Source organism: Microbacterium sp. CH1, from assembly GCF_001595495.1.
GTDB lineage: Bacteria > Actinomycetota > Actinomycetes > Actinomycetales > Microbacteriaceae > Microbacterium.
Genome location: NZ_LOSO01000002.1, coordinates 136,842 through 152,017, shown reverse-complemented (window position 1 = coordinate 152,017; position 15,176 = coordinate 136,842). Strand labels below are relative to the sequence as shown.

At 67.9% G+C, this 15,176-nt stretch carries 18 protein-coding genes; 10 read left to right on the top strand and 8 right to left on the bottom strand.

Going from position 1 to position 15,176, the window contains the following annotated elements; all coding sequences use genetic code 11:
- The first annotated feature begins 69 nt into the window (after positions 1-69).
- Positions 70-1,149, top strand: coding sequence for a hypothetical protein (locus tag AUV07_RS01595; protein WP_062633283.1), 1,080 nt, complete (start codon positions 70-72; stop codon positions 1,147-1,149).
- A 10-nt stretch (positions 1,150-1,159) separates the two neighbouring features.
- Here AUV07_RS01595 and AUV07_RS01590 read toward each other — a convergent pair whose 3' ends face one another.
- The gene (locus AUV07_RS01590) at positions 1,160-2,113 is read right to left on the bottom strand and encodes a helix-turn-helix transcriptional regulator (protein ID WP_062633282.1); all 954 of its coding nucleotides are present in this window, start codon (positions 2,111-2,113) and stop codon (positions 1,160-1,162) included.
- Between the two features lie 101 nt (positions 2,114-2,214).
- On the opposite strand from AUV07_RS01590, the gene AUV07_RS01585 reads away from it, so the two are divergent.
- From AUV07_RS01585 to AUV07_RS17475, 4 genes are all read left to right on the top strand, one after another.
- A complete protein-coding gene (locus AUV07_RS01585) occupies positions 2,215-2,661 on the top strand; it encodes a VOC family protein (RefSeq protein ID WP_062633384.1) in 447 nt (148 codons plus the stop codon).
- A gap of 164 nt (positions 2,662-2,825) precedes the next feature.
- A complete protein-coding gene (locus AUV07_RS01580; protein WP_025104100.1) occupies positions 2,826-3,053 on the top strand; it encodes a hypothetical protein in 228 nt (75 codons plus the stop codon).
- 7 nt (positions 3,054-3,060) lie between these two features.
- The gene (locus tag AUV07_RS01575; protein WP_062633280.1) at positions 3,061-3,783 is read left to right on the top strand and encodes a 3-keto-5-aminohexanoate cleavage protein; all 723 of its coding nucleotides are present in this window, start codon (positions 3,061-3,063) and stop codon (positions 3,781-3,783) included.
- A 441-nt stretch (positions 3,784-4,224) separates the two neighbouring features.
- On the top strand, positions 4,225-4,389 hold the full coding sequence (locus AUV07_RS17475; RefSeq protein ID WP_157523851.1) for a hypothetical protein: 165 nt from the start codon (positions 4,225-4,227) through the stop codon (positions 4,387-4,389).
- Between the two features lie 386 nt (positions 4,390-4,775).
- Here the strand turns inward: AUV07_RS17475 and AUV07_RS01570 are convergent, their stop codons facing one another.
- On the bottom strand, positions 4,776-5,153 hold the full coding sequence (locus AUV07_RS01570) for a VOC family protein (RefSeq protein ID WP_062633277.1): 378 nt from the start codon (positions 5,151-5,153) through the stop codon (positions 4,776-4,778).
- Positions 5,154-5,213: 60 nt separating this feature from the next.
- Positions 5,214-5,918 carry a helix-turn-helix transcriptional regulator gene (locus tag AUV07_RS01565; RefSeq protein WP_062633275.1) on the bottom strand — a complete coding sequence of 235 codons (705 nt, stop codon included), beginning with the start codon at positions 5,916-5,918 and terminating at the stop codon, positions 5,214-5,216.
- A gap of 82 nt (positions 5,919-6,000) precedes the next feature.
- Here AUV07_RS01565 and AUV07_RS01560 point away from each other — a divergent pair, with 82 nt between their 5' ends.
- On the top strand, positions 6,001-6,870 hold the full coding sequence (locus AUV07_RS01560) for an NmrA family NAD(P)-binding protein (RefSeq protein WP_062633274.1): 870 nt from the start codon (positions 6,001-6,003) through the stop codon (positions 6,868-6,870).
- A 57-nt stretch (positions 6,871-6,927) separates the two neighbouring features.
- On the opposite strand, the gene AUV07_RS01555 is transcribed toward AUV07_RS01560, so the two are convergent.
- Positions 6,928-7,929: an SDR family NAD(P)-dependent oxidoreductase gene (locus AUV07_RS01555; protein ID WP_062633272.1), complete on the bottom strand. Its 1,002-nt coding sequence runs from the start codon at positions 7,927-7,929 to the stop codon at positions 6,928-6,930.
- Between the two features lie 75 nt (positions 7,930-8,004).
- Here AUV07_RS01555 and AUV07_RS01550 point away from each other — a divergent pair, with 75 nt between their 5' ends.
- Together AUV07_RS01550 and AUV07_RS01545 are read left to right on the top strand one after the other, a co-directional pair.
- Complete coding sequence (locus AUV07_RS01550) at positions 8,005-8,577, top strand: TetR/AcrR family transcriptional regulator (protein WP_231868166.1); 573 nt, start codon at positions 8,005-8,007, stop codon at positions 8,575-8,577.
- A 102-nt stretch (positions 8,578-8,679) separates the two neighbouring features.
- Positions 8,680-8,946 (top strand): hypothetical protein, encoded by a 267-nt coding sequence (locus AUV07_RS01545; RefSeq protein ID WP_062633270.1) that lies wholly within the window; start codon positions 8,680-8,682, stop codon positions 8,944-8,946.
- A gap of 185 nt (positions 8,947-9,131) precedes the next feature.
- Here AUV07_RS01545 and AUV07_RS01540 read toward each other — a convergent pair whose 3' ends face one another.
- The gene (locus tag AUV07_RS01540; protein ID WP_231868165.1) at positions 9,132-9,515 is read right to left on the bottom strand and encodes a GNAT family N-acetyltransferase; all 384 of its coding nucleotides are present in this window, start codon (positions 9,513-9,515) and stop codon (positions 9,132-9,134) included.
- A 443-nt stretch (positions 9,516-9,958) separates the two neighbouring features.
- On the opposite strand from AUV07_RS01540, the gene AUV07_RS17470 reads away from it, so the two are divergent.
- Positions 9,959-10,132, top strand: coding sequence for a hypothetical protein (locus tag AUV07_RS17470; protein WP_157523849.1), 174 nt, complete (start codon positions 9,959-9,961; stop codon positions 10,130-10,132).
- A gap of 12 nt (positions 10,133-10,144) precedes the next feature.
- Here AUV07_RS17470 and AUV07_RS01535 read toward each other — a convergent pair whose 3' ends face one another.
- Entirely contained in the window at positions 10,145-10,663 is a 519-nt protein-coding gene (locus AUV07_RS01535) for a monooxygenase family protein (protein WP_062633267.1), read from the bottom strand.
- Positions 10,664-10,733: 70 nt separating this feature from the next.
- Here AUV07_RS01535 and AUV07_RS01530 point away from each other — a divergent pair, with 70 nt between their 5' ends.
- The gene (locus tag AUV07_RS01530; RefSeq protein ID WP_062633265.1) at positions 10,734-11,351 is read left to right on the top strand and encodes a MerR family transcriptional regulator; all 618 of its coding nucleotides are present in this window, start codon (positions 10,734-10,736) and stop codon (positions 11,349-11,351) included.
- 76 nt (positions 11,352-11,427) lie between these two features.
- On the opposite strand, the gene AUV07_RS01525 is transcribed toward AUV07_RS01530, so the two are convergent.
- Both AUV07_RS01525 and AUV07_RS17900 read right to left on the bottom strand, forming a co-directional pair.
- Complete coding sequence (locus AUV07_RS01525) at positions 11,428-14,532, bottom strand: type I restriction endonuclease subunit R (RefSeq protein WP_062633263.1); 3,105 nt, start codon at positions 14,530-14,532, stop codon at positions 11,428-11,430.
- Positions 14,529-15,161 (bottom strand): restriction endonuclease subunit S, encoded by a 633-nt coding sequence (locus tag AUV07_RS17900; protein ID WP_231868172.1) that lies wholly within the window; start codon positions 15,159-15,161, stop codon positions 14,529-14,531. Before AUV07_RS17900 ends, AUV07_RS01525 begins: the two co-directional genes overlap by 4 nt.
- Between the last annotated feature and the right edge of the window lie 15 nt (positions 15,162-15,176).

Here is a 15,176-nt window from a genome sequence, read left to right as displayed (position 1 = left end):
GGGGCCGGCGGGGCGTGTCCAGTCTACCGGCGCGGGTCGGGCGGGACGCTTCTGCCCTAGGGTGTGGGTATGCACCGTCGCCCCCGCCTCCTCCTGGTCGGGCTGGTCGCGGTCCTCGCTCTCGCCGGGTGCGCCCCGGACGCGAAGCCGACGCCCGAGCCCACCCGCACGACCGCCGCGTCACCGACCCCGACACCGACCCCGACGGAGGAGCCGATCGTCGCCCCGGACGCGGCGTTCGACGTGACGTGCGCGGACGTGGCCGCTGTCGTCGAGGGCCTCGGTCTGCCGGCGGTCGGTGCGCAGGAAGTGCTGGCTCTCACGTCCTCCCCCAGCTGGTACCCGGGGCCGGCGCAGCACATGATGCAGCGCGTGGGTGGCGTCGCCTGCTCGGCCGGAGACCAGGAGGCTCACGACCCGGACATCATGCCGCAGGAGTCGTGGGAGGTCTTCCTCGTTCCCGGAGCGCAGGCCATCGTCGACGGGGTCACCGCACGCTTCGAGGATGCGCCGTGGACGGAAGAGGCGTGGTGCGACGAGGGGCGATGCGTCGCGATGCTGCGCGACGGCGACGTGCTGCTGAGCGCGGCCCTCACCTCTCCGTCCCTCACCGCGGGCGACACCGACCGCGTTCGCGGGGCGCTGGTCGAGCTCCTCGGCCCGGCGTCCGCCACCGCGCGATCGGTGGAGCCGGCGTCGAGCGAGATCCTCGGCATCGCCTGCGACGACCTGCTGACGGCTCAGGAACTGGGCGAGCAACTCGGGAAACACGTGGAGAGCGTCGACCACTCGCAGTTGGGCGGCTGGGGTGTTCCGGCAGAGGTCTACTACGTCCGCAGCGGAGCGCAGTACTGCATGTATGCGGAGGGGCAGGACGTCTACAACGACGAGACCTTCCTGACCATCAACACGCTTCCGGCGGGCGCGTGGGCGTTCCAAGGCCTCGCGGATGGGACGCCCGTCCCGGTCGACGGCGCGGATGAGGCGTCCTTCCGCACCGACTACTACGGACGCTCGGCTCTGGACGTGCGTGTCGGATCGGATTGGATCCGTTTCACCATGTTCGACGGAGGTACAGCGGAGACGCTGGCGCCCATCGCCTCGATGGCCGTCGAGCACCTGGAGCGGGGACGTTCCGCATCGCAGTGAGCGAGCGCGCTCATGGCGCCGGGGCGGTGGCCGCGAGGATCCTGGTCCCCAGTGTGGCCGCGGCCTCTCGGAGAGCTTCGGGGCCGGTGATGGTGAAGGGCGCGTCGAAACGCGCGACCGTAGCGAGCACCCCGGTCCATGACCAGGAGCCGACGGTGAGCCGGCAGGTACCGTTCGGGAGGGCTTCGACCTCGTCGTCGCCCACCCACGGAGCGACCTCACGGGCCTCCCGCTGCACCACGACCACGCCGACACAGGGCCAGCGGTCCTGGGTGGTGGAGCCCTTCGCGCGGGCTGCGAGGTAGGTCTGTGCGTCCGCGGCGGGGAGTGGTCGCGGGGGGAAGGTCGGCCCGATCGGGACACGCGGTCTCATCCGGTCCAGGCGGTACGTGCGCCAGTCGGCGGCGTCGAGATCCCAGGCCAGCAGGTACCACCGGCCTTCTCGCGCGACGACAGCGTGCGGTTCGGCCCGCCGCGGAGGTCGGTCGACCGCGTCCCCGTAGTCGAAGCGCAGCACCTGGCGGTCGCGGACCGCGGCGCTCGCCACCTCCAGGACGCGCGGATCGACGCGGTGCTCTGGCGGATTTCCCGCGAAGCGGATGCCGTCCATGCGATGCCGTAGCCGGGACGGCATGACCTGACGCACCGTCGCGAGCGCGCGTTCGGCGTCCTCCGCGATGTCGATGCCTCCCGCTCCGGCGTTCTGCAGCGCGACGGCCACGGCGACCGCCTGGCCTTCGTCGAACAGGAGGGGGGGAAGCTCCGAGCCGGCCTCGAGGCGATAGCCGCCGTACGGGCCCTTGCTCGCGGCCACCCGGTATCCGAGGTCGCGCAGGCGATCGATGTCGCGCCGTACGGTGCGCGGGGTGACGCCGAGGCGTTCCGCGAGGGCGTGCCCTGGCCAGTCGCGCCGAGCCTGCAGCAGCGACAGGAGGGCGAGCATGCGCGAGGACGTTCCGGACATGGATCAATTCTGGGTCCAGTCGCGGACAGAAACTGACCTCTACCCCGGGGATCGTGAAAGGTGCGCGGACCGAGAGCCGGGACGCGGAGACGGAGGACACCATGACCATCACGACCACCACACACCTGAACTTCCGCGGAACGGCGCGACAGGCGCTCGAGTTCTACCGGTCGGTCTTCGGCGGGGAGGTGACCGCGGCGACGTACGGACAGTTCGGCATGCCGGACGGGGCCCCCGGTTTCGACAAGATCGTGTTCGGGCAGCTGGAGGGTCCGGTGCGCCTGATGGCGTACGACATCCCGGGGCTGAACGACGGCGACCCCGCGGCGACCGCAGGCAGCACCCGCCGAGAGAACGGGATGACGATCACCGACCGCTCCTTCTTCCAGTCGTTGCGGGCCGGGTCTCTCGACGAGCTCCAGCCCGTCTGGGACCGTCTCGCGGACGCCGCGACGGTGGTCGAGCCTCTCGCCGCCTCGGCGTGGTCTGCCGGCTTCGGCATGCTCACCGACCGCTTCGGCGTGACCTGGGTGCTCGACGTCGCCTGAGCGCCGACCCACCCCCTTGCGGTCGACCCGGCCTCTTGCGGCCGACCGCAACGGGCCGGGATGCACGGAAGGGGGTGGGTCCGCGCCCGGGGGCGACTCGACATGTCAAGGGCCTCTTCGTCGTCGGTCGCCTCACGTAGAAAGGAGGAGACGAAAGGCAGGGCATGGCCGCAGGAGACATCGAGACGTTCTCGCGCAACGGCATCTGGTTCAACCGGATCCAGGGCGAGTCGCACACGCTGGGCAGCAGCTTCGAGTCGATGGAGGAGGCGGTGAAGGTCGGCCGTGGCGCGGCGACAGCGCGTCAGGTGCAGCATTTCGTGCGCACGGAAGAGGGGCCGTCCGACGACGTGGCTCCGAACGAGGCGCACCCGCGCGACCTCATGTGGTGAGTCGCGGATGATCCTGCAGGCCTGCGTGAACGGTGCCAGGGACGTCGCGGAGCATCCGTGGCTGAGCGCTGACGAGACGGTGGTGGCCCAGGACGCCGCCGCGGCCGTGGATGCTGGTGCCGCAGAGATCCATGTGCATGCGAAGGACGCCGCCGGTCGCGACTCCCTGGCGCCCGAGGATGTGCGGCGGTGGCTCGGAGCCGTCCGCGCCGCGGCGCCGGGCGTGCCCGTGGGCGTGACGACCGGAGCTTGGGCCGAGCCGGAGGTGTCGCGACGGCTCGCGGCCATCGAGGGCTGGACGGAACTCCCCGACTACGCCTCCGTGAACTGGCACGAGGCCGGAGCCGACGAGGTGGCCGCGGCGCTGCATCGACGGGGGATCGGCGTGGAAGCGGGCATCTGGGACGCGGCGGGGCTCGAGGCGTGGCGGGTCTCCCCGGTCCGTAGCGCCTGCCTGCGCGTGCTCGTGGAGCTGCCGGCGGAGGCCGCCGACGTCGTCCGTCCGCATGCCGAGGGGCTGATCGCCCACGTGGCGCGCGAGGAGCCCGAGCTGCCGATCCTGCTGCACGGCGAGGAGCTGTCGGCTTGGCCCGCCCTCGACCTCGCGGGGGAGCTCGGCCTCGATACGCGGATCGGCCTGGAGGACACCCTCCTCCTCCCGGACGGCACCGACGCCCCGAGCAACGCCGCCCTCGTCCGCGCCGCCCGCGCCCGCCTCCCGCGCGCCTAGCCCGGCCGCTCTCGCGCGGCACCGGTGCGTCGCGCCAGTGCGGGCGCAGAAACGTCCCTCTCTTCGCGGTTCCCGGACCCTTTTCGCACTCCACATCTCAGGCCCCGCTCGTGCGAGTGCAGAACCGTACCTCACCGCGCGAACTCCGGCTCGTTTTCGCACTCCCCATCGCCGGTCGCGCACGCCCCGCCGCACACGCCCTGCCGCACACGCCCCGCCACGCACGCCCCGCCACGGGTGCGAAACCGCTCTTCCCGTGGCGCGCTCCGGGCCGTTCTTGCACTTCGCACCGCCGGAGCCACGCCGGCCCCTCGAGTGGGGGCGCAGAATCGCACCTCCCGTCGCCGGTTCCGGGGCGTTCTCGCACTCTCCTTCGGAAGGCGGCGGTCCGAACCCTGTCAGGGCCTTCCCGAGGAGCAGGACCGTCCCTACGCTGGAGCGATGTTCGCCGGTGCCTCCGTCTTCTTCCTTCTCGTCTACGTGGTCGTCCCGCTCCTCGCGCTGCTGCTTCTGTGGTTGATCATCTACTCGGCGGTCCGGGCGGCGCTGACTGCCCATCGCCGCGCCCTCGCCGCCGAGCGTGCCACCGCGCCGGATACCCCCTGATCCTTCTTCCCGCGACCTCGCGGCCGCACGCCTCGCCCCTGACGTCTGGTGCGGGCGCAGAACCGCTCCTCCCGCCACCCGGCTCCGGCACGTTTCTGCGCTTCCCTGCACGGCGCCTGTCCGGGACACCGGTGCGGGTGCAGAAACAGCCCCGGTCCCGCCCGCTCCGGAACGTTTTCGCACTCGCCAACGGCATGCGCGCCGCCCGGGACCCGGTGCGGGTGCAGAAACGTCCATAGTCCCGCCGGCCATGGAACGTTTTCGCACTCGCCAACGGCGTACGCGCCACGCTGCCCAGGTGCGTGTGCAGTAATGCCCCTCAGCCCGCCCACCCAGGAACCTCTTCGCACTCCGCACCCGCGAGAGCCCGCACGAAGACCGCGGACTCACGCGGCTCTCCACCCGCGCCAGTCGGGACGGTCGACGATGCAGAAGCGGTTCCCCTCGGGGTCTTCCATGATGATGTAGTCCGCATCGTCGGGGCGGCCGTCCCAGTGCACCTCCCGTGCTCCGAGCCCGGCTAGACGCTGCACCTCGGCAGCCTGGTCCTCCGCGTAGATGTCGAGGTGGATGCGCGGTGGCAGCACACGCTCCGAGTGGTGCGCGTCGAGCGCGATGCACGGTGCGTCGGCGTCGCGGGGTTTGAGGACGACCCAGTCGTCCTCCGCGGGGTCTCGTTCGACGTAGTCGAGGGCGGCCTTCCAGAACGCGGTCTGGGCCGAGAGGTCGTCCACGCGGATCACGATCGACACGATCTTCAACATGCCCGCGAGAGTACGGCGGGGATCCACGTCCCGCGGAGGGGCTTGCGCGGCCGCGCGGGATCAGCTTCCGGACCGGCCGAAGTCGCTCGTGAGCCAGTCCTCGACCGACGCGAACGGGAACTCCCGCGCCGCGAACGTCCCCGGCACAGTCCGCACCTCCCGCATCCGGTCGAGCCGGAACAGCCGCCAGTCGTCGCGGTCGATGTCGAAGCCGACCACGTACCACCGTCCTCCGCGGAGGACATGCCGATGCGGCGCGATCACCCGCTCCGAAGCGCGGTGGTGCTGGTCGGTATAGGTGAAGGCGACCCGACCACCCTGGGCCACCGCGTCCGCGAGCGTCCCGACCGCAGCCCACGCCGCGGGCGCCGCGTCCGCGCGGAGGATCTGCGTGGACAGCGCCGTCGCCGCGGCCCGTCGTCGGAGGCCCGGTGGGAGGACCTGCTCGATCTTCCCGCGGGCGACGGTGGCGGCGGGGTCTTCCGGGCTCCACGCTTCGAGGACGAGCAGCCCGGTGATGATCGCGGTGACGTCGTCGGCGTCCAGGAGCAGCGGCGGGATGCGTGTCCCCGGTCGCAGGCGATAGACGGCGCCGGGACCGGGGCGAGAGTGGACGTCGTAGCCGAGGTCACGCAGGCGCTGCATATCGCGGCGGACCGTCCGCGGGCTCACCGCGAGGCGGGCGGCGAGGTCGGGCACGCTCCACTCGCCGCCGGTCTGCAGCAGCGACAGCAGATGGAGGGCGCGGTGCGAGGGGGCGTCCACGGCTCCATCATCGCGCGAGGTGCGGCCGGAATCAGGCCGCATCTGTCTTTAGCGTGGAGCGACACCGACCGAGAGGACCCTCATGCGCATCGCTGTCACCACACCCAACGGCCACGTCGGGCACCACCTCACCCGGATGCTGATCCGCGCCGGCGTCCGCCCCCTGCTGCTCGCACGGAACCCGGACGGCATCGCCGCCGACTTGCTCCCCTACGTCGACATCGCGCAGGCCGACTCGCACGATGCGGCGGAGGTCGTCGCCGCGACGCGGGGCGTCGATGCCCTGTACTGGGTGGATCCGTCGGTGTTCTCCGACGACCCGCTCGCCGACTACGCCCGTGCGACCGAGGCCCTGGTGCAGGCCGTGCAGGCGAACGGCGTCCGGCGGGTGGTGTTCCAGAGCAGCGTCGGCGCGGAGAAGCAGCACGGCGTCGGCGAGATCGACGGCCTGGCCGGCACGGAGGTCGCTCTCGACGGGCTCGAGATCGACGTGACGCATCTGCGCTGCGGTTACTTCTTCACCAACCTGCTGCTCGACGTCGAGTCGCTGCGGGCAGGGACGCTCGCCACCGTGCTCCCGCTCGACTTCCGGATGCCCTGGGTGGCGCCGCGCGACATCGCGGAGGTGGCCGCCCTCACGCTGTTGAACGGGGAGTGGACGGGGCGGCGGGTGCAGGCCGTACACGGGCCCGCGGACCTCAGCTGGGCCGAGGTCGCCGCGATCCTGACGCGCGAGCTCGGGCGAGAGGTGACCGTGCAGCGCATCGACGACGAGGAGATGCGCCAGGGGCTCCGTGCCGCGGGGATGCCGGAGGCGATGGCGGAGGCCGTGCTCGGGATGTCGACCGGACTCCGCGACGACTTCACGGCGGAGCAGAAGCGGTCCGTCCTCTCGACGACACCGACGACCCTCGAAGCGTGGGTGCGCGAGGAGCTCGTCGGAGTGGTGTGAGACGGAGAACGCCCCCGCCGTTCGGGTCGGCGGGGGCGTCGGTTCCATGGAGTCGCGTTACTGCACGGACCAGCCGCCGTCGGAGGCGAGGATCGCGCCGTTGATGTTCACGGCGTCGTCCGAGAGCAGGAAGGTGATCGACGCGGCCAGGTGCTCGGCGGTCGCGACGGTCGGGATGGCCTGCTGGAACGGGGCGAGGCGGCCGGAGCCGTACTCGGACATGTGCGGGGGCATCGGGATGCCGGTGGCGACGCCGCCCGGGGCGACGGAGTTCACGCGGATGCCCTTCGGCCCGTACATGAACGCGGCCGACTTGGTGACGCCGATGATGCCGTGCTTGCTGGCCGTGTAGGCGTTGCCCGAGGCGTTGCCGCGCAGGCCCGCCTCGCTCGACACGTTGAGGATCGCGCCGCGGCCGGCCTTCTCCATGACGGGGATGACCGCGCGCATGAGCTTGAACGGCGCGGTGAGGTTGATCGCGATGACGCGGTCCCACACGGCATCCGGGGTCTCGCCGGCGGGTGAGAAGTCGTCGTTGATGCCGGCGACGTTCGCGAGCCCGTCGATGCGGTCGCCCGCAGCGGCGATGACGGCGTCGATCGCGTCCTGCTTCGTCAGGTCGCCCGCGACCGTGACGATGTCGGCGTCCGGCAGCTCGGCCTTGAGGGCATCGAGCTTCTCCGCCGCGATGTCGCTGGCGATCACGCGACCGCCTTCCCGGGCGATGCGCGAGGCGGTGGCCTTGCCGATGCCGGAGGCGGCGCCCGTGACGATGACGGTCTTGCCGGCGAAGCGGCCCGCCGTGACCTTCTCGGTCCAGCCCTCGGAGGCGTCGTCCTCCGGGATCTCGCCGTTGTTCGCGGCGCGCACGAGGTCGTCGACGACCGACTGCGGGAGCTGGCCCTGGCTCATGGCGACGAGCTGCTGCAGGGGGAGTCCGAGCACGGGGGTGAGGAGCTCGGGGTCGGCGCCCGTCTGCTCGAAGAGGCCCCGGATGAGCGGGCCGCCGGTGGGGTCGTTCATCCAGTCGCCGATGGTGGAGTGTGCGGTGAGGGCCATGCTCTTTCTCCTTGCTCGGGTTTCGCAACGGTGCGTCTACTTATGTTCCAGTGTACGCCTCTGTACGCTCGAAAGGTGCCCCGTCCTCGCAGTGAAAAGGCCCGCCAGTCCGTGCTGGAGGCGATGCGTCGCGCGCTCGCCGCAGACGGGTACGAGGCCGTGACGATCGAGGGTCTCGCGGCTGAGGCGGAGGTGTCGAAGCAGACGATCTACCGGTGGTGGCCGTCGAAGGCCGCGATCCTCGGGGAGGCACTGCTCGAAGGCGCGGTCCCTGGTGCGGATGTCGTCGTGCCGATGACGGACGACCTCGGCGCGGACCTGCGCGCGTGGTTCACGGCGGTGTCCGCGGGACTGGCCCGACCCGAGGGCGTGTCGCTCGCGCGGGCACTCATCGAGGTGACGGCGGCTGATCCGGAGCTGGGGCTTGTGTTGAACGAGCGGCTGGCGGCGCCGATCCGGGAGTGGGTGGCGGAGCGGGTGTCGCGCGGACGGGCTGCGGGGGATGTGCGGGCTGACGTGGATGCGGGTGCGATTGCGGATCAGTTCATTGCGATGGCGTCGTACTCCGCGCTGATCGGGCAGCCGTTAAGTGCGGAGCGGGTGGAGGAGACGGTGGTGCGGTTGCTGCGGGGGATCGCGGCGAGCTGAGTCTCTCGCGGGATTGCTGTGCGACGCGACGGTCGCGGTTATCGTGTCGGGGCCGGCGGGTGTGTGGCGGCCGTGGGTGAGGAACTGCTAGAGGTAGACATCATGCTTTATGTCGCGGTGGGCGTAGCTCTTCTCCTCTGGGGGGCGTTGGTGGGGCGGGTCGGCACGAAGCTCGGCACTCTTCTTGCCATCGTTCCCGTTCTGGTGTGGTTCGGGGTCCTTGCGTGGTTCGGCTCGTCGGGCGACCTCGACAGCCCGGCCGGAGATGCGCTACCGGTGTACCTCGTGATCGGCCTCCTTGCCTTTACGATCGGCGTCGACCTCACCAATCGCTCCGCGTCCGTGCGCAATTCACGATGGAAGCCATGACCCGGTCGGCGTGTGATGCTGGCGACGAGTGTGGCGGTGACGTCTTGACGGTGCCGCCGGCCGCGGTCTGACCTGCTCGGGCTGAGAAGTCGCCCTCCGCCACCGGGAAGCAGACCAGCCCGCGAGACCGCCACATCTCGACCAAAGAGACGGTGGTGCTGTTGCTGCGGGGGACCGCGGCGTAACTAGTCCGCGGTCGGGCTGAATCTGAGCACGTTCGTCTCACGCCTGCGGAACCCGACGGACTCGTACAGCCGCAGTGCGGACTCTCGGGACGGGCGTGAGGTGAGATCGAGCGTCCGGAGTCCGCGCTCTTGCGCGAGCTGAGTCATGTGCTCCAGGAGGAGTCGCGCGATGCCGCGCCCCCGTACCGCCTCGTCGACCACGACATCTTCGACGTGCCCGCGGAGCCCGGTCAGGGAAGGCGCGGTCACGAGAGTGGCGGTGCCGACGATGCGCCCCCTATCGCGCGCGACGAGGAGATCGGTCGCCTCGTGTGCGATCACCGCCTCGGTGCGGGCGCGATCGAAGTCGACCGACGCGGAGAGCGGCGTCAGGAGCGACGCCAATGCAGCGGCATCGGTGTCGGTGAGACTCTGCAGCGACTCGACGATCAGGGGCGGTTGGTCTATCTCGGTACAGTAGTCCGGCCGCGGATCACGATGTGGGCCCGGGCGGCGAGGAATGCCGGCGCGCGTTGCGATATCGCTTCATCATCGCGCCGAACCACACCGCGGCGCCCGCCGCCGCAGTCGCTTCGAGTGCCGGAGCGAGCTGCGGCACAGAACCCGCGCCCACGAGTACTGCGAGGAACCAGCCCCAGACGCACAGGGTCGCGATGAGATGGCTTCGAGGGCGTGTGGTGGTTGAGAACCACGTGGTGGGCTTCATCGACGGTTCTCTCCGATCAGATCAACTGCCCGCCTGTGACCAATTCAAGACCTCATACGACGACGTATGCAATATATTCGAGGAGTCCGCCGCGGAGCGGGCGGAGCGCTAGGCTCCAGGCATGGACGCGTCGCTCTTCAGCTGGACCGGGCTCGCCATCACCGCAGCGGTCGCGGTCGTGATCCTCGTGCTCGCGTTCCTGCTCGTGCGCGCGGTATCGCGAGTGATCGCGCGACGTCGGAGTCGTGGCCGGGGGCGCGTGCCATCCGCACCTCGACGACCGTCTGGGAGCTGAGTGCGACCTGCCTCACGCCGTGGGCTCGTTCGCGGGCGCTGCCGTAGGGGCTGCTGTCCTTCCGTCCGTGAACCGCGCCTGCGCGCGGTCATGGCGTCGCGGTACGGGCACGTGCTCCGTCGCGGCCGCGAGGCCCATGCGCTTCGTCGAGACGTACACGCTCTCGGCGGTGTCGACGAGGAACGTCTCGTGCCACACGCCGACCGCTCCCGGAGCCTTGCGGGCGGCGCGGTTGAAGGCGGTCCACGCCGGACGATGCTGCTGGTCCGGGTTCGACGCATAGGCGTACAGCTTGTCGACAGACGACCAGAACTGCACGACGTAGGGCCCGCCCGATCCGAGGAGGAGTTGGTAGCCGAGCAGTCCGGAGTCGGGCTCGGTGCTGAGCTCGCGGAGCATACGCGGCATGGCAACGAACGCGGGCAGCCACAGGTCGGGGCGCCACCACCGGTTGATCTGCATCCCGATGTGGAACACGACGAGCTCGCCCTCGTGGTGGTGGGTCATGCGGCCCGTGACGACTTTCGACATGGCAACTCCTCGATTGGATAGCGATGCTATCTATAATGGATAGCGCTACTATCGAAGTCAAGGGGTGGCCATGAGGATTTCCGAACTGTCAGCGCAGGCCGGCGTGACCGTGCCGACGATCAAGTACTACCTGCGCGAGGGGCTGCTGCCCGAGGGAGAGCGCACCTCCGCGACACAGGCTCTCTACGGCGAGAAGCATGTCGAGCGGCTGCGCGTCATCCGGGCGCTGCTCGATGCGGGTGTGAGCATCGCCGAGACGCGGCGGGTGGTCGCGGCGCTGGATGATCCGCCCGCGAACCCGCACGAGCTGCTGGGGACCGCACATGCCACGATCACGCCGCCGGCCGATGACGCGTTGGACCTCTCCGGCGCCGAGGCGCTCGCCGCCCGGCTCGGGTGGAAGCCGGGGATGTGTGATCCCGCGGTGCTGCATGCGGTCGCGCGAGCGTTGCAGGGGCTGGAGCGCGTCGGGTTCACGGTGCCGGAGGCGGTGATGGCGGAGTACCTCGCGAGTGCGCGGCGGATCGCTGATGCGGAGATCGCGGGGGTGCCGGGGGAGTCTGCGGAGGCGGCGGTGCGGTACGTGGTGTTGGGGTCGGTGTTGGTGGAGCCGTTGTTGCTGGCGTTGCGGCGGGTGGCGCAGCAGGTGAGCTCGGGGGAGCGGTTCGTTCGCCCTGCGGGCAGCTAGCGATTGCTCGTCGGGTTCTCCGACCGCACTGCGGACGGGTACCGCGGAGAAGAGGCGCCCACGCGATCGCTAGGCCTCACGAGTCGCTCCCCGAGCCCAGCCCGAAGAATCGGTCGAAGAAGCGCGCAAGCGCCTCGACGGCAGTCCGCTTCTTCTCGCCATGCCCGCCGTCCACAGCAAATCGCGATACCGGCGGAAGGATCTTCGTGATGGCGGTCCCCGTCGTTCGAAGCTGGCCATCGCGAAACGCTGCCTCGACGAACGCACGCGTTTCGTCGGGACGGAGCTTCTGAGCAGTGATCAGCGTCTCAAGCTCGGCATCGCGCTTCGCCGTCACGAACGCCTTCCATTGTTCGTCGACGGCGCCGGTCACGGAGACCGAGTCAACGAAGTCCTCGACGAGGTCGCGCTTGCTGCGCAGACTCGGGCTGGCGTCAACTGCGCGGGAGATCTCGGCGCGAATCTCCTTGTCCTCGCCGTCTCCGAAGCTGGCGCGGTATTTCTCAACGAGCATCAGGATGTAGTCGACGTTGATCTCAACCTGTTTGATCAGCTCGATCTCGAACACGACGTCGTCGTTGATGAGTTCCCGGTCGGAGTCTCGGTCTCTGCGGTACTCGGCATAGAAGTCCAGATACCAACTGCGATAGTCCTGTGCCTGCCGCTCGGTCAGCGGATCGTGACCGGCGAAGTCATCGAACGAGGTGAGGATGTTCTGGAGTCGCAGGATGGCACCGAACAGGGCAATGAAATCCTTCTGTGCAGACTCTCCGATGATCTGGGTGCCGAGCGGGAACCGCTGCAGGAGCTCCGAGACCTTCTCGACGTAGTCACCGTAGTACTCCTGGTACGGCTTGAGGAGAACGACTCCGCGGGCATCCTTATTGCCGAACAGTTCGAGGGCCGCGTTCGTCGCATCCTCGAGGTTTCGGAAGGAGACGATATTGCCGTAGGTCTTGACGGAGTTGAGGATGCGGTTTGTGCGCGAATACGCCTGGATGAGGCCGTGGGATCGGAGGTTCTTGTCGACGAAGAGTGTGTTCAGCGTCGTGGCATCGAAGCCGGTCAGGAACATGTTGACGACGATGACCAGATCGATCTCGCGGTTCTTCATCCGCTGCGACAGGTCCTTGTAGTAGTTCTGGAACTTGTCCGCACTCGTGTCGTAGCTCGATCCGAACATGTCGTTGTAGTCCTGGATGGCATCTTCCAAAAACTCACGGTTGTCGGTTGAGAGCGCATCGGTGTCGAACGCTTCATCGTCGAGCAGGTCCTCTTCCGGCGCATCGTTGGCGCCGTAGGAGAAGATGACGCCGACCTTCAGACGGCGATCCGGTGTCAGGTCCTGCTGCTGAATCTGGAAATGGTTGTAGTAACGGCGCGCTGCCTCGATCGATGCCGTCGCGAAGATTGCGTTGAAGCCGCGGACTCGCTTCTTCTTCCGTAACGCCTCAGCACGCCGACCGGTGCGGACTGACTCAGCGACGTTGGTGACGACGGAGTGTTCGTAGCTCGAAGCACGCTTTGTCTTCTGATCGAAGTGCTCAAGCGTGTACTTGACGATCTCACTGATGCGCCGTGAGTCGAGTAGTGCTTTCTCGGTATCGATGGACGAGACTTGCTTGTCGTCCGGGTCGCCGATCTTGACGGTGTTGATGTAGTCGATCCGGAAGGGCAGGACGTTCTTGTCCGTGATCGCGTCGACGATCGTGTAGGTGTGCAGCTTGTCGCCGAACGCCTGCTCGGTGGTCTTGAGCTGGGGGTTGCCGCCGGTTCCAGAGTTCGCGGCGAAGATTGGCGTGCCGGTGAACCCGAAGAGGTTGTAACGCTTAAACGCCCGGGTGATGTCGGTGTGCATGTCGCCGAACTGCGATCGGTGGCACTCGTCGAAGATGATGACGACGTGGCCCGAGTAGATCTCGTGGCCCTTGTTTGTGCGGATGAAGTTCGAGAGCTTCTGGATCGTTGTGATGATGATCCGCGAGTTCGAGTCCTCGAGCTGCTTCTTCAGGACCGCCGTTGACGCGTTCGAGTTCGCGGCGCCCTTCTCGAAGCGGTCATACTCGCGCATCGTTTGATAGTCGAGGTCTTTCCGGTCGACGACGAACAGCACTTTGTCGACGCTGGCGAGCTTCGATGCGAGCTGCGCGGTCTTGAACGACGTGAGCGTCTTGCCCGAACCGGTCGTGTGCCAGACGTAGCCGCCTGCGTCGACCGTGCCGAGACGCTTGTAGTTGGTGGCGATGTCGACGCGCTGCAGGATCCGCTCGGTCGCGACGATCTGGTAGGGGCGCATGACCAGCAGGTCGCGGTCGACGGTGAGCACGCAGTACTTCGTGAGGACGTTCAGCAGCGCGTGCTTCGCGAAGAATGTCTTCACGAATGCGGTCAGCTCCTGGATCGGCCGGTTCTGCGCGTCCGCCCACCACGACGTGAACTCGAAGCTGTTGCTGGTCTTCTTCTTGCTTCCCGAGCTCTTCTTGCTCTCATCGATGTGACGGTTGCGAGTGGTGTTGGAGTAGTACTTCGTCAGCGTGCCGTTGCTGATCACGAACAGCTGGGCGTATTCGAAGAGACCGGAACCAGCCCAGAAGCTGTTCCGCTGGTAGCGGTTGATCTGGTTGAAGGCGTCGCGAATGTCGACGCCACGGCGTTTGAGTTCGATGTGCACCATCGGAAGGCCGTTGACCAGGACGGTGACGTCGTAGCGGTTCGCGTGCTGCGCTCCGCCTTCGCCCTGCCCGATCTCGTACTGGTTGATGACCTGCAGATGATTGTTGTGGATGTCCTTCTTGTCGATGAGCATCACGTTCTTTGTCGAACCGTCTTCGCGCGTCAGGATCTGAACGTGATCCTCCTGGACGCGGATCGTCTTCTCGGCGATGCCGTCGTTCTGGCTCGCGACCTTGTTCCTGAAGAAGTCGTCCCACTCCGTGTCGGTGAAGGTGATGCCGTTCAGCGACTCCAGCCGAGTGCGCAGGTTCGCGACGAGCTGTGCTTCCGTCGTGATTGGGAGGTACTCGTACGCCTGCGACTGGAGCAGGCGGATCATCTCGCGTTCGAGGTCGGCCTCCGACTGGTACGCCGTCGCCTGGGTGGGATCGGGAATGTACTCCGCAACGACCGTGCTCTCCGCGGAGACGGCGATCGGATCGAACTTGCGGGTGGGCGTTTCACTCATGATGCCGCCTCAGGGAATGTCAGGAGCTTGTGGCAGTAGTGCTCGTACTGTCTGCGACGTGCGGCGAGCTCCGCCCCCAGCTCCGCCTCCAGCTCGGCCTGCAGCTGCGTTAGCTGGTCCAGTATCCTCACGATCTCACGCTGAATCTGGAGGGGCGGCACGGGGATCCGAAAGGCCTTGAGCTGAGGAGTATTGATCGAGGTCACCGAACCCCCGGACTTACTTGCTCGGCGAAGGATCTCCTGGCCCTTTGCTGCCAGAAGATGGCCGAGGTAATCAACCAAGACGTCATTGAAGGGAACAAGGGCCTTCATATCTTGATTCAGTGCTACGGGAACAGGCACAATCGCGGTTGGGAACGTGTGGTCAAGGATGCTCGAACGAACAACCATCGCCACAGATGTCGGTGGAACGAGTTTCGTCGCTGAACCTTGAACCGCGGCTTCGGTGATCGAATCGATAGAGGAATCGACAAGTCGGCGCCCCATGTCTTTCGGCGAGATCCAAGGGATGGTGCCGTTCGTCCAATACTCAGGCTTCCCCTTCGACGGGGTGCCACCTCCATACCAAGTTCCAATAGACCCGAGCGTCCTGTATTCGACGCCCCCGGGGCAATGGTCTTGAATCAACTTGTCGATGCGACT